Source organism: Microbacterium sp. LMX7-1.2 (assembly GCF_040675935.1).
Classification (GTDB): Bacteria; Actinomycetota; Actinomycetes; order Actinomycetales; family Microbacteriaceae; genus Microbacterium.
On sequence record NZ_JBEGIL010000001.1, the window covers coordinates 44,379 to 67,749 of the forward strand.

The 23,371-nt window shown below is 69.0% G+C and carries 21 protein-coding genes; 12 read left to right on the plus strand and 9 right to left on the minus strand.

Going from position 1 to position 23,371, the window contains the following annotated elements:
• Positions 1-7: 7 nt before the first annotated feature.
• Positions 8-937: a diacylglycerol/lipid kinase family protein gene (locus MRBLMX7_RS00265; RefSeq protein ID WP_363365705.1), complete on the plus strand. Its 930-nt coding sequence runs from the start codon at positions 8-10 to the stop codon at positions 935-937.
• On the opposite strand, the gene MRBLMX7_RS00270 is transcribed toward MRBLMX7_RS00265, so the two are convergent.
• On the minus strand, positions 924-2,066 hold the full coding sequence (locus tag MRBLMX7_RS00270) for an AI-2E family transporter (RefSeq protein ID WP_363365706.1): 1,143 nt from the start codon (positions 2,064-2,066) through the stop codon (positions 924-926). The two genes, MRBLMX7_RS00265 and MRBLMX7_RS00270, sit on opposite strands and share 14 nt — an antisense overlap.
• A gap of 144 nt (positions 2,067-2,210) precedes the next feature.
• Between MRBLMX7_RS00270 and MRBLMX7_RS00275 the strand changes: the two genes are divergently transcribed.
• Together MRBLMX7_RS00275 and glsA are read left to right on the plus strand one after the other, a co-directional pair.
• Positions 2,211-2,711 carry a GNAT family N-acetyltransferase gene (locus MRBLMX7_RS00275; protein ID WP_363365707.1) on the plus strand — a complete coding sequence of 167 codons (501 nt, stop codon included), beginning with the start codon at positions 2,211-2,213 and terminating at the stop codon, positions 2,709-2,711.
• A 31-nt stretch (positions 2,712-2,742) separates the two neighbouring features.
• Positions 2,743-3,690: a glutaminase A gene (gene glsA / locus MRBLMX7_RS00280; protein ID WP_363365708.1), complete on the plus strand. Its 948-nt coding sequence runs from the start codon at positions 2,743-2,745 to the stop codon at positions 3,688-3,690.
• Positions 3,691-3,786: 96 nt separating this feature from the next.
• Here glsA and glnA read toward each other — a convergent pair whose 3' ends face one another.
• Positions 3,787-5,211, minus strand: coding sequence for a type I glutamate--ammonia ligase (gene glnA / locus MRBLMX7_RS00285; protein WP_050720853.1), 1,425 nt, complete (start codon positions 5,209-5,211; stop codon positions 3,787-3,789).
• A 160-nt stretch (positions 5,212-5,371) separates the two neighbouring features.
• On the opposite strand from glnA, the gene MRBLMX7_RS00290 reads away from it, so the two are divergent.
• Positions 5,372-5,758, plus strand: coding sequence for an RDD family protein (locus tag MRBLMX7_RS00290; RefSeq protein ID WP_363370749.1), 387 nt, complete (start codon positions 5,372-5,374; stop codon positions 5,756-5,758).
• A 6-nt stretch (positions 5,759-5,764) separates the two neighbouring features.
• Here the strand turns inward: MRBLMX7_RS00290 and MRBLMX7_RS00295 are convergent, their stop codons facing one another.
• Entirely contained in the window at positions 5,765-6,244 is a 480-nt protein-coding gene (locus MRBLMX7_RS00295; protein ID WP_363365709.1) for an ATP-dependent zinc protease, read from the minus strand.
• A gap of 26 nt (positions 6,245-6,270) precedes the next feature.
• Here MRBLMX7_RS00295 and MRBLMX7_RS00300 point away from each other — a divergent pair, with 26 nt between their 5' ends.
• Positions 6,271-7,458, plus strand: coding sequence for a RimK family alpha-L-glutamate ligase (locus MRBLMX7_RS00300; RefSeq protein ID WP_363365711.1), 1,188 nt, complete (start codon positions 6,271-6,273; stop codon positions 7,456-7,458).
• Between the two features lie 72 nt (positions 7,459-7,530).
• Here MRBLMX7_RS00300 and MRBLMX7_RS00305 read toward each other — a convergent pair whose 3' ends face one another.
• Positions 7,531-8,241: a DUF4191 family protein gene (locus MRBLMX7_RS00305; protein WP_050720857.1), complete on the minus strand. Its 711-nt coding sequence runs from the start codon at positions 8,239-8,241 to the stop codon at positions 7,531-7,533.
• An 86-nt stretch (positions 8,242-8,327) separates the two neighbouring features.
• Here MRBLMX7_RS00305 and MRBLMX7_RS00310 point away from each other — a divergent pair, with 86 nt between their 5' ends.
• The gene (locus MRBLMX7_RS00310; RefSeq protein ID WP_363365712.1) at positions 8,328-9,962 is read left to right on the plus strand and encodes a hypothetical protein; all 1,635 of its coding nucleotides are present in this window, start codon (positions 8,328-8,330) and stop codon (positions 9,960-9,962) included.
• 14 nt (positions 9,963-9,976) lie between these two features.
• On the opposite strand, the gene sucB is transcribed toward MRBLMX7_RS00310, so the two are convergent.
• The 3 genes from sucB to MRBLMX7_RS00325 form a co-directional block, all read right to left on the minus strand.
• Entirely contained in the window at positions 9,977-11,767 is a 1,791-nt protein-coding gene (gene sucB, locus MRBLMX7_RS00315; protein WP_363365713.1) for a 2-oxoglutarate dehydrogenase, E2 component, dihydrolipoamide succinyltransferase, read from the minus strand.
• Positions 11,768-11,864: 97 nt separating this feature from the next.
• Positions 11,865-13,238, minus strand: coding sequence for a dihydrolipoyl dehydrogenase (gene lpdA, locus MRBLMX7_RS00320; RefSeq protein ID WP_363365714.1), 1,374 nt, complete (start codon positions 13,236-13,238; stop codon positions 11,865-11,867).
• Between the two features lie 4 nt (positions 13,239-13,242).
• Positions 13,243-14,715: a leucyl aminopeptidase gene (locus MRBLMX7_RS00325; RefSeq protein ID WP_363365715.1), complete on the minus strand. Its 1,473-nt coding sequence runs from the start codon at positions 14,713-14,715 to the stop codon at positions 13,243-13,245.
• 105 nt (positions 14,716-14,820) lie between these two features.
• Here MRBLMX7_RS00325 and MRBLMX7_RS00330 point away from each other — a divergent pair, with 105 nt between their 5' ends.
• The 3 genes from MRBLMX7_RS00330 to MRBLMX7_RS00340 all read left to right on the plus strand — a co-directional run bounded on the left by MRBLMX7_RS00330 (position 14,821) and on the right by MRBLMX7_RS00340 (position 17,862).
• Positions 14,821-15,762 carry a proteasome assembly chaperone family protein gene (locus tag MRBLMX7_RS00330; protein ID WP_050720862.1) on the plus strand — a complete coding sequence of 314 codons (942 nt, stop codon included), beginning with the start codon at positions 14,821-14,823 and terminating at the stop codon, positions 15,760-15,762.
• A 130-nt stretch (positions 15,763-15,892) separates the two neighbouring features.
• Positions 15,893-17,170 carry an RNA polymerase sigma factor gene (locus MRBLMX7_RS00335; protein WP_414685131.1) on the plus strand — a complete coding sequence of 426 codons (1,278 nt, stop codon included), beginning with the start codon at positions 15,893-15,895 and terminating at the stop codon, positions 17,168-17,170.
• Positions 17,167-17,862: a coenzyme F420-0:L-glutamate ligase gene (locus tag MRBLMX7_RS00340; protein ID WP_050720864.1), complete on the plus strand. Its 696-nt coding sequence runs from the start codon at positions 17,167-17,169 to the stop codon at positions 17,860-17,862. Before MRBLMX7_RS00335 ends, MRBLMX7_RS00340 begins: the two co-directional genes overlap by 4 nt.
• Before the next feature lie 84 nt (positions 17,863-17,946).
• Here the strand turns inward: MRBLMX7_RS00340 and MRBLMX7_RS00345 are convergent, their stop codons facing one another.
• Complete coding sequence (locus MRBLMX7_RS00345) at positions 17,947-18,963, minus strand: sugar-transfer associated ATP-grasp domain-containing protein (RefSeq protein ID WP_363365717.1); 1,017 nt, start codon at positions 18,961-18,963, stop codon at positions 17,947-17,949.
• An 80-nt stretch (positions 18,964-19,043) separates the two neighbouring features.
• Between MRBLMX7_RS00345 and MRBLMX7_RS00350 the strand changes: the two genes are divergently transcribed.
• Together MRBLMX7_RS00350 and MRBLMX7_RS00355 are read left to right on the plus strand one after the other, a co-directional pair.
• Positions 19,044-19,742, plus strand: coding sequence for an alanine racemase (locus tag MRBLMX7_RS00350; protein WP_363365718.1), 699 nt, complete (start codon positions 19,044-19,046; stop codon positions 19,740-19,742).
• The gene (locus tag MRBLMX7_RS00355) at positions 19,739-20,791 is read left to right on the plus strand and encodes an alanine racemase (protein WP_363365719.1); all 1,053 of its coding nucleotides are present in this window, start codon (positions 19,739-19,741) and stop codon (positions 20,789-20,791) included. The genes MRBLMX7_RS00350 and MRBLMX7_RS00355 overlap by 4 nt, the downstream gene beginning before the upstream one ends.
• A 52-nt stretch (positions 20,792-20,843) precedes the next feature.
• Here the strand turns inward: MRBLMX7_RS00355 and MRBLMX7_RS00360 are convergent, their stop codons facing one another.
• On the minus strand, positions 20,844-21,062 hold the full coding sequence (locus tag MRBLMX7_RS00360; protein ID WP_050720867.1) for a DUF7455 domain-containing protein: 219 nt from the start codon (positions 21,060-21,062) through the stop codon (positions 20,844-20,846).
• Positions 21,063-21,243: 181 nt separating this feature from the next.
• On the opposite strand from MRBLMX7_RS00360, the gene MRBLMX7_RS00365 reads away from it, so the two are divergent.
• A complete protein-coding gene (locus MRBLMX7_RS00365; RefSeq protein WP_414685081.1) occupies positions 21,244-23,361 on the plus strand; it encodes a DNA gyrase/topoisomerase IV subunit B in 2,118 nt (705 codons plus the stop codon).
• The last annotated feature ends 10 nt before the right edge of the window (positions 23,362-23,371 follow it).

Genomic DNA, 23,371 nt, shown 5'->3' on the forward strand with positions numbered 1-23,371 from the left:
TGACCTCATGACGATCTCGAAGCTCGGTGTGATCTGGAACCCGTCCAAGCCCGGAGGGGACGAGCTGAAGTCGGCCGTCGCCGAGGTCTTCGAGACGGATGCCGGTGCGCCCGACGTCCAGTGGTGGGATACCACGCCGGAGGACCCGGGACACGGGATGGCCGCGCAGGCTGTTGCGGCGGGGTGCGAGGTGGTGATCGCGGCGGGCGGTGACGGCACCGTGCGCGCGGTCGCCGAAGGTCTCGCCGGGACGGACGTCGCGCTGGGGATCGTCCCGAAGGGCACGGGCAACCTCCTGGCACGCAACCTCGAGGTGCCCCTGAACGACGTCGCGGCGGCGCTGCGACGCGTGCGCGACGGCGAACCCCGCACGATCGACATCGGCTGGGTCGAGCGCGACGGCGAAGAGCATGCCTTCGTCGTGATGGTGGGCTTCGGGATCGACGCCCAGATGCTCGTCGAGACCGACGACGACCTCAAGAGCAAGGCCGGCTGGCTGGCGTACGTCGAGGCCATGGGGCGCGCGGTCGCGGGCACCGAGATGACGGATATCTCGATGACGCTCGACGACGGCGAGGCGCAGGAGCTGCGCGGTCACACGATGCTGATCGGCAACTGCGGCATGCTGCAGGGCGGCATCCGCCTGCTGCCCGACGCGGTGATCGACGACGGCCAGCTCGACATGCTGCTCGTGAGCGCGGACGGACCGTTGCAGTGGCTCGACACGGTCCGGTCGGTGGTGTGGGAGAACGGCATCCGTCGGATCTTCGGCGCGGTCGACCAGGCCGTGAGCACGGACTCCACGACGCATGTCGCCGCGGAGCGCATCGCGGTCGCCCTGTCGTCGCCACAGACTTTCGAGATCGACGGCGAAGAGGTGGGCGAGGTGTCCGAGTTCGCGGTGCGGGTCCAGCCCGCCGCGCTCATCGTGCGCTGAGCGTTCCCGGTGGGACGACCTTGCTGTCCTGCGACGGGAAGACGACCTTCTGCACGATGATGATGATGCTCGCCGCGACCGGGATCGCCACCAGGGCGCCGAGGATCCCGCCCAGCGCACCGCCCGCGACAGCCGCGATCACGACCAGTGCTCCCGGTACGGCCACGGCCTTGTTCATGATGCGCGGCGAGAGCACGTATGCCTCGATCTGCATGTACACGAGGTAGTAGATGAAGGCGATCAGCGCGGTGATCGGGCTGACGATCAGGCAGATCAGGGAGTTGATGATCGAGGCCGTGAGTGTTCCGACGAGCGGGATCATCGAGCCGATGAAGGCGATGAGCGCGAGCAGCGCGGGAACGGGAGCCCCGATGATGCTCAGCATGATGAGACTGAGGATGCCGTTGATGGCGGCGAGGCTCGCCTGCCCCATGACGTAGCGGCCCACAGCACCCGATACGTCCTCCAGAAGACCGCTGAACGTCTCGCGCTGGTAGGCGGGGACGAAGCGGGTGGCGACCTTCTTCATGCCGCGCAGCGAAGCCATGAAGTACAGCGTGAGGATCAGCACGATCGTGACGCCCGTGAATCCACCGGCGATACCCGCGCCGACCGCGAAGACGCCGCCGCTGATGTTGAGGATGTTGCCGGGGTCCTGGATGAAGCTCAGCACGCCCTGTGCCGCGTCCTCGAAGGTCGAGCCGAACTGATCGCTCACGTCCTTGAACCAGGCGCTGTTCATGAAGTCCTGGACCATCTTGGGTCCGTCCTTCACGAGATTGGTGATCTGCTCGACGAGGATCGGGACGATCGCGAGCAGGATGCCGGCGAAGGCGAGCACCACGACGGCGACGACGATCGCCACGGCGGCCCCGCGGGGAAGCTTCTTCTCGATCCAGGTGACGATCGGGTCGAGCCCGAGCGCCAGGAAGATCGCGACCCCGATGTACACGAGCACGGTGGCGAGCTGATCGACGATCCCACCGATCACGAGCGCTACGAGCACGCCGAGAGCTCCGAGGAGGCCGAACATGAACGGGTTGATGCGGGCGATCGCCGCTGCCGCGGTCTTCGGCTGGTTCTGCTGCGTCTCCGCCGCCACCCGCGCCTTGATCGTCTTCCGACGCATGATGCCCCCTCTGGATCTTTCCGACCTCTCAGTTGACCACCGGCGTAGGCCACGGTCAAGCAGGGCACGCCGGGGTGGCGGCGACAGGTCTGCGGGTGCTAGGCCGTGCGCGGGGATGTCGGTGGTGTGTGCCAGGCTCGGCGCATGGAGACGCTGACGCTGCGCGCATGGACCGACGAAGATCTGCCGATGCTGCGTGCAGCGAACAGTGCGGCGATGACCGCTCACCTGAACGGTCCGGAGAGCGCGCAGCAGGTCGACGAGCGCCACGCGCGCTATCTGGGCCTCACCGACCCGTCCGAGGCGCGGATGCTGGTGATCGACGACGGACAGGGCCGGGCGCTCGGTGCGATCGGTTACTGGACGGAGGACTGGCGCGGCGAGCCGGCGTTCGAGACGGGGTGGTTCGTGCTGCCGGAGGCGCAGGGCAGGGGCGTGGCGTCTGCGGCCCTGGCGCTGCTGATCGATATCGCACGGGAGCATCGCGGCGACCGTCGGCACCTGGTGGCGTTCCCCGGTGTCGACAACGCCGCCTCCAACGGCGTCTGCCGCCGCAACGGCTTCGCGCTCGTCGGCTCGTTCGAAGAGCAGTTCCGCGGTGCGGAGCTCGCGGTCAACGAGTGGGCCCTCGAGCTGAGCGCCTGAGCGCGATCGCGCCCGTGGGAGGCTTGGCGGTATGGACTCCGTCGCCGATCCACGCACATACGACCTGGACGCACTGCGCGCCCGGATCCTGACCGAAGCGGAGGGCACGGTCGATCGCAGCATCCCTCAGCTCGCGCGCGCCGATCCTGATCTCGTCGCTCTCGCGCTCGTCACGGTCGACGGCGTCGTGAACTCCAGCGTGTGCGCGGACGCCGAGCTCAGCATCCAGTCCGCGGTGAAGCCGTTCCTGTTCGCGCTCGCTCTCCAGGACACGGGTGGCGACGCGCTGGACCAGGTCGGCATCGAGCCGACAGGGGAGGCCTTCGACGCGATCAAGCTCGAGAGCGGCACGGGGCGACCGCCGAACCCGATGGTCAACGCCGGCGCGCTCCTGACGGCGTCGCTCGTCGACGGGCACGATGCGGCTGCTCGCAGCGAGCGCATCCTCGTGGGACTCTCGGCGTTCGCGGGCCGTGAGCTCGCCGTCGACGACGAGATCGCCCGCAACGAGCACCTCCTCGGCGATCGCAATCACGCCTTGGCTCATCTCATGCGCTCTGAGGGGACGCTCGAACTCGACGTCGACGACACCGTAGCCGTCTATGCCCGCGCCTGCGCGACGCTGGTCGACGCCCGGGACCTGGCGCTGATGGGCGCGACGCTCGCGGCGGGTGGGCGCAATCCGGTGACCGGCACCGAGGTCGTGAGCGCGGGGGTCGCCCGTGACGTGATCTCGGTGATGGCGACGTGCGGGGTGTACGACGGCTCCGGCCGGTGGATGCGCCAGGTCGGCGTACCTGCGAAGTCCGGCGTGTCCGGGACGATAGTCCTCTCCTCGCCCGGTGTTCTCGGTGCGGCCGTGATCAGTCCCCCGCTCGACGATCAGGGGACGAGCGTCCGTGGACACCGGGCGAGCGAGATCCTCAGTGGGGACCTCGATCTTCATGCGTTCCGCACGAGGTCACGCGCGACTCGGTGACGGCGGACGTGCCGGACGCGCAGAGCGCCCTCCTGGCCACGGCCGGGAGGGCGCTCTGTGTGGTCCTGCGGATCGAGTCCGCGGGCCGCGTCGGGATCAGACGCCGAAGTACAGCTCGTACTCGAACGGGTGCGGGCGCTGAGCCATCGGAAGGATCTCGTTCTCGTACTTGTAGGAGATCCAGGTCTCGATGAGCTCCTCGGTGAACACGCCGCCCTCGAGGAGGAAGGCGTGGTCCTCGCGCAGGGCCTCGAGCGAGTCCAGCAGCGAGTTCGGGACCTGGGGGATGTTCTTGGCCTCCTCGGGCGGGAGCTCGTAGAGGTCCTTGTCGACGGGCTCGTGCGGCTCGATGCGGTTCTTGATGCCGTCGAGGCCGGCCATGAGCTGCGCGGCGAAGGCGAGGTACGGGTTGCCCGAGGCGTCCGGCGCGCGGAACTCGATGCGCTTGGCCTTGGGGTTGGAGCCCGTGATCGGGATGCGGATCGCGGCGGAGCGGTTGCCGGCCGAGTAGACCAGGTTGACCGGAGCCTCGAAGCCCTTGACCAGACGGTGGTAGCTGTTCAGCGTCGGGTTCGTGAAGGCGAGCAGCGCCGGCGCGTGCGCCAGGATGCCGCCGATGTACCAGCGCGCGATGTCGCTGAGCTGGCCGTAGCCGGCCTCGTCGTAGAACAGCGGCTTGCCGTCGTTCCACAGCGACTGGTGCGTGTGCATGCCCGAGCCGTTGTCGCCGTACAGCGGCTTCGGCATGAAGGTCGCGACCTTGCCCCACTCCTCGGCGGTGTTCTTGACGATGTACTTGAACTTCAGGATGTCGTCCGCCGAGTGCACCATGGTGTCGAAGCGGTAGTTGATCTCCTGCTGACCAGCCGTGCCGACCTCGTGGTGCGAACGCTCGAGCGTGAAGCCCGCGTCGATGAGCTTGAGCGTGATGTCGTCGCGCAGGTCGGCGGTCTTGTCGACCGGGCTGACGGGGAAGTAGCCGCCCTTGTACGGGGTCTTGTTGGCGAGGTTGCCGCCCTCCTCCTCGCGACCGGTGTTCCACGCGGCCTCCTCGGAGTCGACCTTGTAGAAGCTCTCGCCCGACGTGACCGAGTAGCGGACGTCGTCGAAGATGTAGAACTCGGCCTCGGGGGCGAAGTACGCGGTGTCGGCGATGCCGGTGGAGGCGAGGTACTTCTCGGCCTTCTTGGCGACCTGACGCGGGTCCTTCGAGTAGATCTCACCCGTGCGCGGGTTGTAGATGTCGAAGATCATCACGAGGGTGCTGGCCTCGCGGAAGGGGTCGATGTAGGCCGTGGTGACGTCGGGGATCAGCTGCATGTCCGACTCGTGGATGCTCGCGAAGCCGCGGATCGAGGAGCCGTCGAACAGCTGGCCGTCCGTGAAGAAGTCCTCGTCGACGGTCGCGGCGGGGATGTTGAAGTGCTGCTGCACACCCGGGAGATCGGTGAAGCGGATGTCAAGGAACTTGACGTCGTTCTCCTTGATGTAGGCGAGCACCTCGGACGAATCTTTGAACATGAAAAGCTCCTGGATTGCGGGTCGATGGCTTCACGGCCATTCTGCACAGTACGGCCGGGGCGTTACTCCACGGTATCCGCTTTGTTTCCAGCGTGTTACACGCCGGTAGGGTTGATGTGTGACGGATGCTGTGAACACGTACCCCGGTGAACGACTCGGAATGCCGCAGGCCGGGACCGGCAGCATCGCCCGTCCGGGACGCCGCATCGGCGCGCTGCTCATCGACTACGTCGCCGCCACGATCATCGCCACCGGGTTCCTCGGATTCGACCAGTTCGCGTTGCCGTCCGAAGCCGGCCTCACCCAGTTCGCGCCCATGGCGGTGTTCGCCGTGCTGCAGATCCTGTTCATCCCCACGGCGGGTGGCAGCCCGGGACACCGCATCCTCGGCATGCGCGTCGTGCGACTCGGCGGCGGCTGGGTTGGCATCTGGCGGCCCATCGTGCGTACGCTCCTGCTCGTCGTCGTGATCCCCGCCGTGATCTGGGACACGGATCAGCGCGGTCTGCACGACAAGGCCGCGGGCCTGGTGCTCATCCGCGCCTGAGCGGGGTCACTCCTTGCCGCGGTTGCGGCGCCTCGCCTCGCGCGGCGCGCGTCCGCCCACGAACGATCGCGACGGATCGACGACGTAGCCGTGCTTGAGCGCCTCGCGCCCGATCAGCATCCGGAATCCCATCTCGTCCCGGTTGCTCAGCGTGACCTCGGCGAGCACCTCGCGGTCGTAGAGCCGGATGAGCAGCTCGACGACGAAACGTTCCTGCGCATGGCCGGAGGAGCTCCGCACCGCGCGGCGGTCGTGCACGGGCGACTCGACGTCGACGGCATCCTCCTGACTGTCCTGCCAGGGCTTCACTCGGAAGCGGACCCACGACACGCCGTCGCGCTCGAACTCGTGGATGTCGAAGGCGTGCAGCGATGACGTGCGCGCTCCCGTGTCGATCTTGGCCTTGAGCCAGTCGACGCCGAGATCGGGCAGGCTCACCCATTCTCGCCACCCGATAAGAGTGTTTGAATGGGATGACTTACTCACCCGACCATCCTGGCAGGAAATCCTTCGTGAAGATCGCAGTGCTCTCTCGCGCGCCCCAGGCGTACTCCACCCAACGACTGCGTGCCGCCGCCCTCCAGCGCGGCCACAACGTCAAGGTGCTGAACACCCTGCGCTTCGCGATCGATCTGACCTCCGACGAACCGGATCTGCACTATCGCGGTCGGCAGCTGAGCGACTACGACGCGATCCTTCCCCGCATCGGCAACTCGATCACGTACTTCGGCACGGCCGTGGTCCGCCAGTTCGAGCAGATGGACGTCTACACGCCCAACACCGCCAACGGCATCTCGAGCGCGCGCGACAAGCTCCGCGCGAACCAGATCCTGTCGCGGCACAACATCGCCATGCCTCCCACGGCGTTCGTCCGCAACCGCGCCGACGTGCGCCCCGCCATCGAGCGCGTCGGCGGCGCACCGGTCGTCATCAAGCTGCTGGAGGGAACCCAGGGGATCGGCGTGATCCTCGCGCCGCAGGTCAAGGTCGCCGAGGCGATCATCGAGACGCTGCACTCCACCAAGCAGAACGTGCTCATCCAGAAGTTCATCTCCGAGAGCCGGGGTAAGGACATCCGCGCGCTCGTCGTCGGCGACCGGGTGGTCGCGGCGATGCGCCGGTCCGCCGCGGGCGACGAGTTCCGATCCAACGTCCATCGGGGAGGGTCCGTCGAGGCGATCGAGCTCGATCCCGTGTACGAGCGCGCAGCCGTGCGGTCGGCCCAGATCATGGGACTGCGCGTCGCCGGCGTCGACATGCTCGAGGGAGACGATGGGCCGCTGGTGATGGAGGTCAACTCCTCGCCCGGCCTGCAGGGGATCGAGACGGCCACGAAGCTCGACGTCGCCGGTGCGATCATCGACTACATCGCCGGGCAGGTCGCGTTCCCCGAGATCGACGTGCGCCAGCGTCTCACCGTCTCCACCGGCTACGGCGTGGCGGAGCTCATGGTGCACGGGGCGGTGGACCTGGTCGGCAAGACGCTCGGTGAGGCCGGGCTCTGGGAGCGTGACATCACCGTGCTCACGTTGCACCGCGGTGTGACCGTGATCCCGAACCCGCGCAAGCACGTGGTGCTCGAGGCGGACGATCGGCTCTTCTGTTTCGGCAAGCTCGACGAGATGCGCTCCATGGTTCCCGAGCGCCGTCGTCGCCGAGCCAAGGTGCGTCGGCTGCCTCGTCAGCCGCTCTCGGAGTAGCGCACGGCACGACGAAGCGCGGCCGTCCTCGGAAGGGGACGGCCGCGCTTCGCGTATGTCAGAGGATCCGGATCAACGCGGACGCTGCGCGCGGACCTTCGTGGGGTCGATGCCCTTCGGGATCGGCAGCGAGGAGATCGACTGCGACACCGATTCGATGCGCTTGATGACGGCGGCCATGGTGGCCTTGTCGATCGCCTTGGGAAGCTTCTTGATGGTCTTCGACAGGTCGGCGATCGCGACGTCGTCGTCGCCGTGTCCGACGTAGAGAACGGTCACTGGCACGCCGTGCGCGACGCGGGCGGCCTTGCTGCGCTCGTCGTTGACCAGACGGGTCAGACGTCCGCGCGAGCCCTCGCCGACGACGACCACGCCCCCGCGGCCGACGGTGCGGTAGACCGCGTCCTGCGTCTTGGGGTTGATGCCGACGGGGGTCTCGGAGGCCTGCCAACTGCGACCGAGGCTCGTGCTCAGCACGTGGCCGGTGGCGCCGGGCATGCCGTCGATCTTCTGGTACATCGCGGAGGTGGAGAGTCGCGTCATGAGGAACATGGCGCCCAGGACACCGAGCATCAGGCCGGAGATGCCCCAGAGGATCAAGGTCCACACCTGGAACGGCGGGATCAGGAAGCCGGCGATGAGGCCGACCAGCACACCGGCGATCAGGATCGCGATCTGGGCCCAGGGAAGCCAGGGGTACACCTCACGGGTGAACCGGAAGAGCGACTTGATCTGGGAGAAGAACCCCGGGCGCTTCTCGGGTGCGGACGAACGGTTTGCCATGCTCCCAGGATACCGACTCCCGGATGCCGTCATGACGCCGTTCGCGTCGGGCGGATTCGCTGACTCGTCCTCCACATCCGCGGGGCGTGGCCGGATCCGTCCACAACCCCTCGATCGTGCTCCGCAGCGCCGCGGGATGCGCTCTGATGGACGCCATGACGACGAGCGAGACGGCCATGCGGAGGACGAGAGCGCTGCTTCCGGGCGCGCATCGGGTCGTGCGTCGTCTGGGGGCCGGAGAAGGGCCGTTCCCCGGGGTGCTCGTCGCGGATGGGGACTCCATGGCGGTGCTGCGGGATGCGGAGGGGCTGGCCGGGTGGGGCGGCTGGTCCCTCGCGGGGGCGAGGCATGTCGCGGCGCCGCTGGACGTGGTGCGTCGTGTCGACGGGCACGACGTCCTGCTGCCGTGGTGCACGGAGAAGGTGGCCGTGTTCCTCGGACGCCGAGCGGGGCAGGGGAGCGCGCTGTCCGGTGGGGAGGTCAGCACACTGGCCGTGAGCCTGCTGCGTGGGATCGGCGAACTGGGCGTCGATCCCACGGACGCGCGCAGCGGTGAGTGGTGGCTGACGGATGCGGGATGCCCGGTGCTCGTGATCGGCGAGGGGGAGGACGCGCGTATCGCCGCGGCAGTGCTTCTGGAGGCGGTGGCATCCGAGAGCGCCGACCGCGTGCAACGGCGGGTGCTCGAGGCGGTCGCAGAGGGGCTGCGCCGGCACTCCGAACGACCCGAGGTTCCACGAGGACAGCTCGACGCCTGGGAGGCGGAGCTCCTCTCCGTGGCCGCGCCCAGGCCGCTCGTGAGTGCTGATGCCCCCGAGGGGAGCGGGGCGCCGCGCAGTGCCGGGCGGGAGATCGGCGCCCTGCGCGCAGCAGTGACTGATCGCCCGCAGGGCCGAGTGACGCGAGCCGAGGAGAGGCGAAGGGGTCGGCGTCACCCGATGGTGCGAACGCCGAGGGGAGAGGGCCTGGTGGCTGTCGTCCGCGCGGCCGCTGCGCGGGGCCTGGTCGCGGTGCGCGGGCTGCCGCTGCCGACGCGTGCCGCGGCGTCTGTCGGCACGGGAGAGGCGCACCGGCAACGCCCTCGAGAGGGTGACCGGCGTCGGATGCCGAAACTGGCAGTGGGGTTGGCTGCCGCCGGCGCCGTGCTTGTGGCGGGTCTGCTGTGGCCGTCGGACCCCGGCGGGCAGGCGGATGAGCCCACGGTCGGGAGCGGGGTGGCGCCGGCTGAGTCCGTTGGGGGCGGACGCTCCCTCGTGCCGACGGACTCGCCGACGGCTGCGGCAGTCAGCTCACCCGACGCCGTGCCGCCGGAACCGCATGACCAGGACCATCCGCTCGGGCACGGAGCCGGTGACCGACCGGCGTCGGTGATGGAGGAGGAGGCGGCGCGGCTGGTGGCGGTCATCCGCGACTGCGCCGTCGCAGACGACGCGTCGTGCGCAGGCGCGGTGGTCGCGGGGGCAGATCACGTCGTCGAGCTCTTCCAGAGCTCACCGGATGATGTGCGTCCGTCCGGGGGAGAGGAGAGCATCGCTCTCGTCGACGACTACGGTGGCGCCGTCGTCGTGCGTCTGTCAGCGGGCGGTGACGGTGTCGGCGGCGGAGACACCGGCGCTGGGGGCGCGGGAGTCGCCGGATACGACCGGATGCTGGTGCTCGTCCGCATGGACGAGAAATGGCTGGTCCGCGACGCCTACGACGTCGCGGACCAGCCAGGATGATGATGCGTGTGCGGTCAGGCTCCGAGCTGCGCCGCGAACTGCGCCGACTCGAGACGTGCCTTGACGGCGCCGAGGAAGCGGGCCGCGTCCGCACCGTCGATGATGCGGTGGTCGTATGAGAGCGCGAGGTACACGTACGAGCGGACCGCGATCGCGTCCGTGCCGCCGACCTTGACGAGACCGGGGCGCTTGACGACCGTTCCGGTGCCGAGGATCGCGGACTGCGGGAGGAAGACCACGGGGGTGTCGAACAGAGCGCCGCGCGAACCGGTGTTGGTCAGCGTGAACGTTCCGCCCGCGAGCTCATCCGGCTTCAGCTTGTTGTCGCGCGTGCGCGCGGCGAGGTCGGCGATCTCGTGAGCGATCTCGGCGATGTTCTTCGACGCCGCGTCGCGCAGGACCGGCGTGAGCAGCCCGCGCTCGGTGTCGACGGCGATCGAGAGGTTCTCGGTCGCCGGGTACACGATCTGGTCGCCGTCGACCGTGGAGTTCACGATCGGGAAGGCCTGGAGGGCCTCCGCAGCAGCCAGCGCGAAGAACGGGAGGAACGAGAGCTTGTCGCCCGTCTTCTCGAGGAACGAGCCCTTGACGCTGTCGCGGTACTCGGCCAGAGCCGTCACGTCGACCTCGACCACCGTCGTGAGCTGCGCGGTCTGCTGCATCGACTCGACGGCACGCTGCGCGAGGACCTTGCGCAGGCGGGACATCGGCTGAGTCGTGCCACGGAGCGGGGAGACCTCGAGCGCCGGTGCAGCCGGGGCCGCTGCCGCGGCCGGAGCGGTCGCAGCGTTCTCCGCTGCCTTGAGCACGTCTTCCTTGCGGATGCGTCCGCCGACACCGGTACCGGTGACGGTCGCCAGGTCGACGCCCTGCTGCGAAGCCAGACGGCGGACGAGCGGCGTCACGTACAGGTTGTCGTTCTCGGTCGGGAGCGACAGCTTCGGAGCAGCGGGAGCCGGAGCCGCGGCAGGCGCCGGGGCGGCGGCCGGTGCGGGAGCGGCGGGTGCCGGAGCAGCGGCCGGAGCGGCGGCTGCCGGAGCAGCCTCGGGAGCGGGAGCCGCGGCAGGTGCCGGAGCGGCTTCGGGAGCGGCGGCGGCTTCGGGCGCAGCAGCGGGTGCCGGAGCGGCCTCGGGAGCTGCTCCCGAGCCGACTCGGGCGAGCACGGCGCCGACAGCGACGGTCTCGTCCTCGGCCGCGACGATCTCCTGGAGAACGCCGGCGACCGGCGAAGGGATCTCGGTGTCGACCTTGTCGGTCGAGATCTCGAGGAGCGCCTCATCGACCTCGACGGAGTCGCCGACCTGCTTCAGCCAGCGGGTCACCGTGCCCTCGGTCACGCTCTCGCCCAGCTCGGGGAGCACGATGTCCTTGGCGTCGCCGGACGGAGCGGCGGCGGGCGCGGACTCGGCGGGTGCCTCAGCCGCGGGCGCCGGAGCAGCCTCCTCAGCGGGTGCCTCGGCCGCAGGTGCCTCCGCAGCGGGCGCCTCGGCCGCGGGCGCTTCGGCGGGAGCAGCCTCGGCCGCCGGAGCGGCAGCCTCGGGAGCGTCGGCCGCGGGAGCGGCGCTGTTGCCGTCGCCGATGCGCGCGAGCAGCGCGCCGACCTCGACGGTCTCGTCCTCGGCGACGAGGATCTCCTCGATCACACCGCTGACGGGGGAGGGGATCTCGGTGTCGACCTTGTCGGTCGAGATCTCGAGCAGGCCCTCATCCGCCTGCACGGTGTCTCCCACCTGCTTGAGCCAGCGGGTGACCGTACCCTCTGTGACGCTCTCACCGAGAGCGGGGAGGACCACGGATGTGCTCATGACGGAGTCTCCTTCAGGAAGTTGTATGACGCTTGTCTAGCTTAGTGACCTGCGCGGCGGTTGGTGTTCCGCCCCGCTGGTCGGGGGTTTCGGGATGTCAGAGGGCGTGCAGCGGCTTGCCGGCGAGCGCGAGGAACGCCTCGCCGAGAGCCTCGCTCTGAGTGGGGTGAGCATGGATCAGCGGCGCGATGTCCTCTGGGTGGGCTTCCCACGCCACCGCGAGCTGTCCCTCGGTGATGAGCTCGCCCACGCGGTCTCCGAGGAGATGCACGCCGACGACCGGGCCGTCCTTGAGGCGCACCACCTTGACGAGGCCACCGGTGCCGATGATCTCGCTCTTGCCGTTGCCGGCGAGGTTGTACTCGTACGCGACCACGGCGTCCGCACCGTGCTCCGTGACCGCCGCTTCCTCGGTCACGCCCACAGATGCCACCTCGGGGCTCGAGTACGTGACCTTCGGGATCTGGGAGTCAGGGACGTTCGCGGGCGCGAGGCCGGCGATCCGCTCGGCCACCGCGATGCCCTGCTGGAACCCTCGGTGCGCGAGCTGCAGGCCCGGGACGATATCGCCCACAGCCCAGACCCCCGGCACACCCGTGCGCAGATCCTGATCGACCGTGACGAAGCCGCGATCGAGTGTGACCCCCGCCTCCTCGAAGCCGAGGTCGGCCGTGACGGGTCCGCGTCCCACCGCGACGAGCAGGTAGTCCGCAGTGAACTCCTTCCCGTCCTCGAGCGTGACCGTGACGGATGAGTCGTCCTGCGCGGCCGTCTGGAACCGCACACCGAGCGAGTACTGGATTCCGCGCCGACGGAACGCCCGCTCGAGCCCCTTGCTCAGGGCGATGTCCTCATTGGGCACCAGGTGCGGCAGAGCCTCGATGATCGTGACCTCGGCGCCGAACGAACGCCAGACGCTCGCGAACTCCACGCCGATGACGCCGCCGCCGAGGATGAGCACGCGCTCCGGGATCACGTCGAGCGAGAGGGCCTGCTCGCTCGTGAGGATGCGTCCTCCGATCTCGAGTCCAGGCAGCGTGCGGCTGTACGACCCGGTGGCGAGCACGACGTCCGCACCGACGTAGACGTCGTCGCTGACGCTCACCGAACGGTCGGCGTTGAGCCGTCCGGCGCCGGAGACGGTCGTGATGCCGCGAGCCTTGACGAGTCCCTCGAGCCCCTTGAACTTCTTGGCGACGATTCCTTCGCGATACGCGCGGACACCGGCGGGGTCGATGTTCTCGAGCGTCGCGGTGATGCCGACGTGCGCCGCGTCGCGCACATGCTCGGCGACCTCGGCCGCGTGCAGCAGCGCCTTGGTGGGGATGCAGCCGCGATGCAGGCACGTGCCGCCGACCTTGTCCTTCTCGATGAGGGCGACGCTCTTGCCGAGCTCGCTGGCCCGCAGCGCCGCGGCGTAGCCGCCGCTGCCTCCGCCCAGGACGACGATGTCGAAGGTGTGGGTTGTCATGTGGTCAAGCCTCCGTGTGGGATGCGTCGGCGAAGGCGATGATCGATCGGACCATCGCCCCCGTTGGACCCTTGTCCGTGAAGCCGTAGGGGGCTCCGTTGTGCTCGCCGGATCCGGCGATGTCGAGGTGCACCCAGGGGATGCGCGGCGCGTCGTCCTCGTCGGACACGCGGCCGATGAACCGGCGGAGGAAGAGACCCGCGTACGACGCGCCGCCCATGCGGTCGCCCATGTTCGCGTTCTGCATGTCCGCGATGGGGGAGTCGAGCGAATCCTCCATGTAGTCGGGGAGCGGCATGTGCCAGGCGAGCTCGTCGGCGGTGTCCGCGGCCGCCAGCAGCTCGGCCACCGTGTCGTCGTCGCCGAACACGCCGGTGTGGCGGTGCCCCAGGGCCATCACGATCGCCCCCGTGAGCGTCGCGACGTCGATGATCACATCCGGGTGCTCGCGGCTTGCGGCGACGAGGCCGTCGGCCATCACGAGACGCCCTTCCGCATCCGTGTTCGGCACCTCGACGGTCGTGCCGTCCAGCATCCGAAGGACGTCGCCGGGGCGCAGCGCGCGGCCCGAGGGCATGTTGTCGGTGATGCACAGCCACGCCGTCACGCGGACCGGCAGGCCGAGTGTCGCGATCGCGCGCAGCGCGGCGAGGCTCGTGGCCGCGCCCGCCATGTCGAACTTCATGCCGACCATGGACGCGGCGGGCTTGAGCGACAGGCCTCCGGTGTCGAACGTGATGCCCTTGCCGACCAGAGCGATGTGACGCGTCGCGTTAGCGGGCGCGTAGTCGAGGCGGACGAGGCGCGGGGGCCGGTCGGAGCCCTGCGCGACGCCGAGGATGCCGCCGAAGCCCTGCTCGGCGAGAGCATCCTCGTCGAGGATCTCGACAGTCACGTCGAGGCCCTGGACGCTGTCGGCGGCACTCTGCGCGAGCTGCGCGGGGCTCTGCCATTCCGCGGGGGTGAACACGAGGTCCTTGACGAGCGCGACGGCGTCGCCGACCGCGGCCGCCTTCTCGACGGAGGCATCGTCGAGCGCCGCGTGCAGGATGACCGATTTCGCGCGGGGCTTGCCCTTCTCGGTGCGGTAGCCGTCGAAGCGGTAGCCGCCGAGCACGGCGCCCTCGGCCGCGGCATCCGCGAACTCCTCGAGCCCGGGAGCCAGGGCGAGGGAGACGGTGTCGAAGCCGGTGAGGCTCCGAAGAGCGGTGCCGACCGCGGTGCGGACCGCGGCCGCATCCGGAGTGCGACCGACGCCGACGACCGCGAAGGGCAGCGTCGTCGTCTCGGGGGCGTGCACGCGGGTGAAGGCCGAAGCGGATCCCGTGTACCCGACGCCCTGCAGCGATTCCGCGAGTCCGGGGTAGCCGGACAGCGGTTCGACCGAGTCGCTGATCTCGGGGATGACGAGCACTGCGGCGTCTGCAGCGCTTCCGGGGAACTGATCGGTGGTGCGCGAGAGCGCGGGAAGCGTCATGACTCCATCCTAGGGATCGTGCCGCCCGCGGTCGCCGTGCGGCGTGTTCGCTGTGAGCATGACGGTCGCCGCCCCCGCGTCGGCCGCGGCTCGTAGCATGGACTCATGCCCTTCTCCGGAGACATCCACGAACGTGTCGCGAACGCGCCGGCGGTGCCGCGCGGGCTGCCCCTGGTCCTGCTGCTGACGGGCTTCACCGACGCGGGCAACGCGGTCTCCGGGCTCATCGAGCACCTGCGCGAGACCACCTCGCCCCAGCCCATCGCGGTCTTCGACAACGACGTGCTGCTCGACTACCGGGCCCGTCGCCCCGTGATCGCCTTCGATCAGGATCACCTCACCGAGTTCCGCCCGGCCCGACTCGAGCTCTCGCTCGCGACGGATGCGCTCGGACAGCAGTTCCTGCTCCTCGCCGGATACGAACCGGACTTCGTCTGGAACGAGTTCGCCCGCACCGTTCTCGACCTCGCGTCCGAGTTCGAGGTGTCGGGCCTCAGCTGGGTGCACTCGATCGCAATGCCGGTGCCCCACACCCGGCCGATCGGCACGACGGTGAGCGGCAACCGCCGCGAGCTCACGGTCGCGCACTCGGTGTGGCGTCCGCGGACCCAGGTCCCGGCGACGGCCGGACACCTCCTGGAGTTCCGCTTCGCGGAGCGCGGCGACCGCGTCGTCGGGTTCGTCCTGCTCGTGCCGCACTACCTCGCCGAGACCGAGAACCCGGACGCCGTCATCGCGGCCGCCGAGCGGCTCATGGCGGCGACCGGGCTGGTGCTCATGCTCGACGAGGTGCAGGAGCGCCGAGAAGACTACCTGTCACGTGTCGACGAGCAGGTTCTCGGCAACGACGAGCTGCAGCAGATGGTGCACGGCCTCGAGCGGCGCTACGACGCCTACATGGCCGGCCGCGATCCCGAGGACGCCTCCTACGACGAGGGCGGATTCAACGAGCGCGATCTCCCGTCCGCCGATGAACTCGCGGCGGAGCTGGAGCGCTATCTGGCCTCGCGGCGCACGGGTGACGAGGACAAGCCGGGCCGGGGCTGAGCCTGCGCGGGCGGCAAGTTCGTCCGAGTGGACCTTCGCACTCGCACGTGTGGGTATACTAGGAGTCCGACCCGTTGTCAATCGATCTCCCCGGAGATCGGGCTTGACAAGGGTCTTACTAGTGTCCGAAATGTCCCGAGGCCGCCCGCGGCCCCGTGAAAGGCGAAACGTGACTCCTGCCACGACGAAGAAAACCCGGACGAAGAAGACCGCCGAGGCTCCCGAGGTCGAGCCCCAGGCGGAGGAGACGGCCGAGAAGCCCGCGCCCAAGACCGCCGCGCAGCGTGCGGCCGCCAAGCGCGCTCCCGCGAAGAAGAAGAAGTCGGACGACATCGTCGAAGATGACGAGTCCACGGCCCCTGCGGCCGAGGAGACCGACGAGGAAGAGGACGACAAGAAGCCGGCGTTCACCGAGCCGCTGCCCACGGGTGCGATCGTCATCTCGTCGAACGACGACGAGGACGTTCCGGTCTACTCCACCCAGATCACGGGTGCGACGGCCGACCCGGTCAAGGACTACCTGAAGCAGATCGGTAAGGTCGCGCTGCTGAACGCGGCCGAAGAGGTCGAGCTCGCGATGCGTATCGAGGCCGGTCTGTTCGCCGAGGAGAAGCTCTCCGCGATGTCGGCCGCCGAGAAGACGGGTCAGCTCGGTCTGGACCTCCAGTGGGTCGCCCGCGACGGTCAGCGTGCCAAGAGCCACCTGCTCGGCGCCAACCTCCGACTCGTCGTCTCGCTCGCGAAGCGTTACACGGGCCGCGGCATGCAGTTCCTGGACCTGATCCAGGAGGGCAACCTCGGTCTCATCCGCGCGGTCGAGAAGTTCGACTACACCAAGGGCTTCAAGTTCTCGACCTACGCCACCTGGTGGATCCGCCAGGCGATCACGCGCGCCATGGCCGACCAGGCCCGCACGATCCGCATCCCGGTGCACATGGTCGAGGTCATCAACAAGCTCGCCCGCGTCCAGCGGCAGATGCTGCAGGACCTGGGCCGCGAGCCCACGCCCGAAGAGCTCAGCCGCGAGCTGGACATGACGCCCGAGAAGGTCGTCGAGGTGCAGAAGTACGGCCGTGAGCCGATTTCGCTGCACACGCCGCTCGGCGAGGACGGCGACAGCGAGTTCGGCGACCTGATCGAGGACACCGAGGCCGTCGTGCCGGCGGACGCGGTGGGCTTCACGATGCTGCAGCGTCAGCTCGAGCAGCTGCTCGACTCGCTGTCCGAGCGCGAGGCCGGAGTGATCCGGATGCGCTTCGGGCTGGGCGACGGTCAGCCGAAGACGCTGGACCAGATCGGCGACACGTTCGGCGTGACCCGTGAGCGGATCCGTCAGATCGAGTCGAAGACCATGGCGAAGCTGCGTCACCCGAGCCGCTCGCAGTCGCTGCGGGACTACCTCGAGTGAGTGCCGCGAACGAGGGCAAGGCGCTCGAGGCGAACGTCGACGGGGCGAGCTACGCGCGGATCCCGATCAAGACCCGCGTGGTCATGCCCAAGGACGATCTGGACTCCGTCATCACGGAGTACGCGAAGGACGCCGTGCAGCCGGGCGACCTGCTGTTTGTGACCGAGAAGATCGTCGCGATCACGCAGGGACGCTCGTACCGTCTCGACGAGATCACGCCGCGTCCGCTCGCGCGCTTCCTCTCCCGCTACGTCGTGCGCACGTCGTACGGCATCGGCCTCGGCATGCCCGAGACCATGGAGATGGCGCTGCGCGAATGCGGGACGCTGCGGATCCTGTTCGCCGCCGGTGTCTCGGTCATCACGAAGGCGTTCGGCCGACGCGGTGACTTCTACCGCATCGCGGGAGACAAGGCCCGGGCGATCGACGGACCCACCAAGAACACGATTCCTCCGTACAACGAGGCCGTCGTGCTGGGGCCGAAGAACCCGCGGGAGGTCGCACACCGCGTACAGAGGATCGTCGGTGCGGACGTTGACGTCGCCGTGGTCGACATCAACGACATCGGCGGCAACATCCTCGGCTCGACGCTCGACAAGGCGGGCGAGCGGCGTCTCGTGCAGATCCTCAGCGACAACCCGCTCGGTCAGGGCGGACAGTCCACGCCGATGGGCATCGTCCGCGCCGTCTGACTCCGAAGACCCTCTGTTTCTGCCGAACGGCAGAAACAGAGGGTCTTTTGCTGCCGTTCGGCAGAAACAGACGGGGGTGTGGGGTCAGAAGCCGATCGCGGCCTGATAGCGCGGCTTGTGCCCGGTGCGGATGCCGGTGACGCTGGGCTTGTTCTCGTACACGCCGGCGCCCCAGTTGCCCTCGACGAGCACGGGGCCATCGGGGGTGACGACGACGTCCCAGCCCACGTACTGGACCTGCGGGACGACGCGCGCCGCCTGATCGACGAACTCACGGACCTGATCCATCAGCGGCAGCTGGAAGTCGGCGATCGTGAAGCCGGAGTCCGGGTGCGTGACGTGCACGTGCCCATGCGAGTCGTAGCCGGGACCGACCGCGTGACCGTCGTCGTCGAGCATCGTGTAGAAGCCGCCGAAGCTCATCTGGTCGCTCACCGCTCCACGCCCGAACTTCTGGGCGATCGCGAGGATGTGCGTCTTCTCACCGTCGAAGAACGCGGTGACGCGCGTCGTGTTGACGGTGCCGGGGCAGACGGCGGCGAGGTCGGCATGCTGGCGGATGACCTCCTCGACGAGGACCTGCTTCTTGGAGAGCAGCTCGGCGTGGAAGGCCTCCCAGTCGGTGACGTCCTTCGCGTGGTACCGGTGCACGCCGGTGCCGGCCTGGCCGTGCGTCTCCTTCACGACGATCGTGCCCTGACGCTCGGTGAAGGCACGCAGCTCTTCGGCGTTGTCGGCCGTGATCAGCATCCACTCGCGCTTCAGCAGCGCATCGAACTTCACGTTGAACTCGGCCTTGTCGTGGAAGAGGTGCCGGTAGTCCGGGTGGTCGTACTGCTGCGAGATCTGGTTCGACACCGGGTGGGTCATGTACGTGTCGCGCTCGGCCTTCGAGAGGATCGCGAAGTCGTAGTCGATGTAGTCCTGGAAGCCGACGTTGTGCCGGCCGGCCGACCACAGCATGTCGATCACGACGAGCGGCACGGCCTTGCCGTGCTGCGCGGAGGCTTCCTTCGCGCGCTCGATCACGGAGCCGACGTCGATGCGCCGGGCGCGGTCCATCAGGTAGCGGACGCGGGGCGCGAGGGAAAAGCGTGACATGGATCTCCAAGTTCGGGGGTCGAGACCAGTCTACGGTGGGGTCGCCGGGCATCCTGGGAGGGCGGAGTTAGGCTGGTCGGGTGTGTGAGACGTCTTCCAGTTCCCGCCCGCGCGCGTTGATCTCGCGATCGGCGCTCGCGACCGCCGCAGCCGCCGCGGTCGCCGCCGGAGGCACTGTGGCCGACCTGCGACGCGACGCCTGGGGGCATGGGATCCGGGCCGTGGCGCGGGCAGCGATCGTCGCCGGTGCGGGTGCGGTGCGCGTGGACTCGGCGGAGCAGGTCGAGGCGCTCGCGCAGGACGGGATCGTCGCGGTGACGACGGGCGAACCGGACATCGATCCGCGCCTGCTCTACGGACTCGCGGGTTCGTCGGACGCGGCCCCGGTGCTGCGCCTGGCAGGCCGGGTGCTGTCCACCAAGCCCCTCAAGACCGGCGACGCCGTGTCGTACGGCTACACGTTCCGCGCTGAGGCTCCGACGACGGTCGCGCTGGTGACGGGCGGTTACGCGCAGGGGATCCTGCGCGCTCTCGGCAATCGTGCGGAGGTCGAGATCGACGGACGGCTGCGGCCGATCGTCGGCCGCGTGGCGATGGACGTGTGCGTCGTCGATCTTCAGGATGCCGCGACCACCGCTGTGGGCACAGAGGTGACTTACTTCGGCGGACAGGGGCCTGCTGCGCGGGCGCTGACCCGCTGGAGCGAGGTGACGGGCCTCGGCGACGCCGAGCTCCTGGCGGTCGCCGCCGCCCACGCGGACCGGGGGTGGGAGGCATGAGCCGTCCCGAGCTGCGCATCCGCACCGACCGCTTCCTCGCGAACATCGCCGCCGTGCGCGAGCGCATCGCCCCCTCCGACCTCATGGTCGTCGTGAAGGATCAGGCCTACGGGCACGGGCTCGCCTGGGCCGTCGACACCGCTGTCCGGGCGGGAGTGCGACGCTTCGGCTCGTACGACATCCGCAGCGGCATCGACATCCGACGCCGACTCGGACAGGCGGAGCACGCGGATGTGCAGATCTTCGCGTGGGCGACGTCGACCGACGAGGAGATCGACGAGGCCCTCGACCACCGGATCGATCTGGGCGTCGGCACGGCGGAGTACCTCGACCGGGTTCTCTCCCGCGCGGAGGCACGCGGCATCGCTGCGCGGATCCACCTCAAGATCGACACAGGCCTGCACCGCAACGGGCTCCTCCCCGAGGAGTGGCCTGACACGATCGTGCGGGTGCGGGCAGCGGAGGCCGCCGGGCACGCGTCCCTCGTCGGCATCTGGAGCCACCTGGCCGAGGCGAGCGACGCGGAGGACGACGAGGCGCGGGAGGTCTTCCTCACCGCCATCCGCACGGCGGAGCAGGCGGGTCCGACCCCGGAGGCGCTGCATCTCACCGCGTCGGCGGCATCGTGGTGGCGTCCGGAGCTGCGGGGCACCGTGTCTCGCATCGGTGCATTCTGTTACGGCATCCGCTCGGCGGACGGTCCCGATCTGGACGGCATCCTGCCCGTGGCCGAGCTCCGCGCGACCGTGGTGGACGTCCACGGCGAAGACGCCCTGATCGGCGTCGGCGCCTTCGACGGGCTGCCGTCCGCGCTGGCGGGCGCGTTCGTCGGGACACCGGCGGGTCCGCGGGAGCTGCGGCACGTGGGCGAGACGTCCGCGACGATCGCCGGATGGTCCGGGATGGCGGTCGGCGACGAGGTGCACCTGTTCGGTGCGGGGGAGCACGGCGAGAGCAGCGCGACCACCCTGGCCGAACGGATCGACACCGTCGGCGAGGAGATCCTCACGAGGCTGACGCCGTTCGTGCACCGCGTGATCGTCGACTGACAGTCGGGAGCGGATGCAGAAGGAGCCCGTCAGGTGACGGGCTCCGGGGCGATCAGACGGCGTCGATCAGGCGAGCGGTCTCATCGTGCCAGCTCGTGGCGATGCTGCGCAGCTTCTCCTCGTACTTGCGGCCGTGGTGGGCGCAGAACAGAAGCTCGGAGCCGTTGACCTCGGCCGCGATGTAGGCCTGAGCGCCGCAGGAGTCGCATCGATCCATGGCGGTCAGGCGGAACTCGACGGCGGAGGTCTCACGTTCGGTCGTTGCGTTCATCTCGGTGCCTCCTATGGTGTCGGGTTCGCTGTTGGGCGTGTTCAATACAACCACGCCCCACCTGTATGCATGCCCGGTCGACGGCGTGTTTCGCTCGGAGCGTACGCGCTCGAGACCGGGTCGGTCCCCGCGGGGAGTGTCGGCGGCCCCGTCGGGCAGGCCGAGAATAGACTCGGAGATTGTGACCGCCGAGTATTCCGCCCATCACCTCCAGGTGCTCGAAGGCCTCGAGGCCGTACGCAAGCGCCCTGGCATGTACATCGGGTCGAACGGCTCCCCGGGCCTTATGCACTGCCTGTGGGAGATCATCGACAACGCCGTTGACGAGGCCGTCGCCGGCAACGGCTCGAAGATCGACGTGATCCTCCACGACGACGGCAGCGTCGAGGTGCACGACAAGGGTCGCGGCATCCCGGTCGACGTCGAGCCGCGCACCGGGCTGACCGGCGTCGAGGTCGTCTACACCAAGCTGCACGCGGGCGGGAAGTTCGGCGGCGGCTCCTACGCGGCATCCGGTGGTCTGCACGGCGTCGGCGCCTCGGTCGTGAACGCGCTGTCCGAGCGACTGGACGTCGAGGTCGACCGCGGCGGCAAGACCTATGCGATGTCGTTCCACCGCGGCGAGCCGGGCATCTTCGCCGACAAGGGCGAGAAGCGGCCGGACGCTCCGTTCACGCCCTTCGAGCAGAAGAGCGAGTTGCGGGTCATCGGCAAGACCGCACGCGGCGTCACCGGCACGCGCGTGCGCTACTGGGCCGACCGTCAGATCTTCACGAAGGACGCCGCGTTCCAGCTCGGCGAGCTCGAGACGCGGGCACGGCAGACCGCGTTCCTCGTGCCGGGACTCGAGATCGTCGTCCGCGATTCCCGCGCCGCCGGCGCGCCTGCCGAGGGCGAGGACACGGCCGCGCCGACCGTGAACGAGACCTCCTACCTGTACGAGGGCGGCATCTCCGAGTTCGTCGAGTTCCTCGCGACCGACGCCCCCGTGACCGACACCTGGCGCATCCAGGGCGAAGGCACCTTCAAAGAGACCGTTCCCGTGCTGCAGGCAGACGGCCATATGGTCGCGACCGAGGTCGAGCGCGTGTGCGCGGTCGACATCGCGATGCGCTGGGGCACGGGCTACGACACGATCAGCCGCTCGTTCGTGAACATCATCTCGACGCCCAAGGGAGGCACCCACCAGCAGGGCTTCGAGCAGGAGCTGCTCAAGGTGTTGCGCTCCCAGGTCGACCAGAACGCCCGTCGGCTCAAGGTCGGAGCGAACGACAAGCTCGAGAAGGACGACGTGCTCGCCGGTCTCACGGCCGTGCTCACGGTGAACGTGCCCGAGCCGCAGTTCGAGGGTCAGACCAAGGAGGTTCTGGGCACGCCCGCCGTGCGCCAGATCGTGGCGCAGGTGATCCGCAAGGATCTCGCCGCCCGCTTCTCGTCGACGAAGCGCGACGACAAGAGTCAGGCGACCCAGTTGCTCGACAAGATCGTCGCCGAGATGAAGGCGCGCGTCTCGGCGCGTGCGCACAAGGAGACCCAGCGCCGCAAGAACGCGCTCGAGTCCTCGACCCTGCCCACCAAGCTCGTCGACTGCCGGACCAACGAGGTCGAGCGCAGCGAGCTGTTCATCGTCGAGGGCGACTCCGCGCTCGGCACGGCCAAGAACGCCCGCAACAGCGAGTTCCAGGCGCTGCTGCCGATCCGCGGCAAGATCCTCAACGTGCAGAAGGCCTCGGTGGGCGACATGCTCTCCAACACCGAGTGCGCCTCGATCATCCAGGTGATCGGCGCGGGGTCGGGTCGCAGCTTCGATATCGACGCGGCGCGCTACGGCAAGATCATCCTGATGAGCGACGCCGACGTCGACGGCGCGCACATCCGCACGCTGCTGCTCACGCTGTTCTACCGCTACATGCGGCCGCTCATCGAGCACGGCCGGGTGTTCGCGGCCGTGCCGCCGCTGCACCGCGTGATCGTGATCAATCCCGGGTCCAAACCCAACGAGACGATCTACACGTACAGCGAACAGGAGATGCACGCGCTGCTCGCCAAGCTGCGCAAGGCCGGCAAGAGATGGCACGAGCCCATCCAGCGCTATAAGGGCCTGGGAGAGATGGACGCCGAGCAGCTGGCCTCCACGACCATGGACCGTGGCGGGCGGCTGCTGCGCCGGGTGCGCATGGAGGATGCCGAGGCGGCGGGTCGCGTCTTCGAGCTGCTGATGGGCAACGAGGTGGCTCCGCGCCGCGAGTTCATCATCGATTCCTCGGATCGTCTGTCGCGCGAGTCGATCGACGCCTGAGCACGGCGCG

Bases quoted from the DNA above. Each gene is read 5' to 3' on its own strand.
- MRBLMX7_RS00325 (WP_363365715.1), bottom strand. From the start codon at position 14,715: ATGACGCTTCCCGCGCTCTCGCGCACCACCGATCAGTTCCCCGGAAGC.
- MRBLMX7_RS00265 (WP_363365705.1), top strand. From the start codon at position 8: ATGACGATCTCGAAGCTCGGTGTGATCTGGAACCCGTCCAAGCCCGGA.
- MRBLMX7_RS00360 (WP_050720867.1), bottom strand. From the start codon at position 21,062: ATGAACGCAACGACCGAACGTGAGACCTCCGCCGTCGAGTTCCGCCTG.
- sucB (WP_363365713.1), bottom strand. From the start codon at position 11,767: ATGAGCACATCCGTGGTCCTCCCCGCTCTCGGTGAGAGCGTCACAGAG.
- MRBLMX7_RS00345 (WP_363365717.1), bottom strand. From the start codon at position 18,963: ATGTCACGCTTTTCCCTCGCGCCCCGCGTCCGCTACCTGATGGACCGC.
- lpdA (WP_363365714.1), bottom strand. From the start codon at position 13,238: ATGACAACCCACACCTTCGACATCGTCGTCCTGGGCGGAGGCAGCGGC.
- MRBLMX7_RS00275 (WP_363365707.1), top strand. From the start codon at position 2,211: ATGGAGACGCTGACGCTGCGCGCATGGACCGACGAAGATCTGCCGATG.
- MRBLMX7_RS00270 (WP_363365706.1), bottom strand. From the start codon at position 2,066: ATGCGTCGGAAGACGATCAAGGCGCGGGTGGCGGCGGAGACGCAGCAG.
- MRBLMX7_RS00330 (WP_050720862.1), top strand. From the start codon at position 14,821: ATGCCCTTCTCCGGAGACATCCACGAACGTGTCGCGAACGCGCCGGCG.
- MRBLMX7_RS00290 (WP_363370749.1), top strand. From the start codon at position 5,372: ATGCCGCAGGCCGGGACCGGCAGCATCGCCCGTCCGGGACGCCGCATC.
- MRBLMX7_RS00305 (WP_050720857.1), bottom strand. From the start codon at position 8,241: ATGGCAAACCGTTCGTCCGCACCCGAGAAGCGCCCGGGGTTCTTCTCC.
- MRBLMX7_RS00355 (WP_363365719.1), top strand. From the start codon at position 19,739: ATGAGCCGTCCCGAGCTGCGCATCCGCACCGACCGCTTCCTCGCGAAC.
- glsA (WP_363365708.1), top strand. From the start codon at position 2,743: ATGGACTCCGTCGCCGATCCACGCACATACGACCTGGACGCACTGCGC.
- glnA (WP_050720853.1), bottom strand. From the start codon at position 5,211: ATGTTCAAAGATTCGTCCGAGGTGCTCGCCTACATCAAGGAGAACGAC.
- MRBLMX7_RS00335 (WP_414685131.1), top strand. From the start codon at position 15,893: ATGTCCCGAGGCCGCCCGCGGCCCCGTGAAAGGCGAAACGTGACTCCT.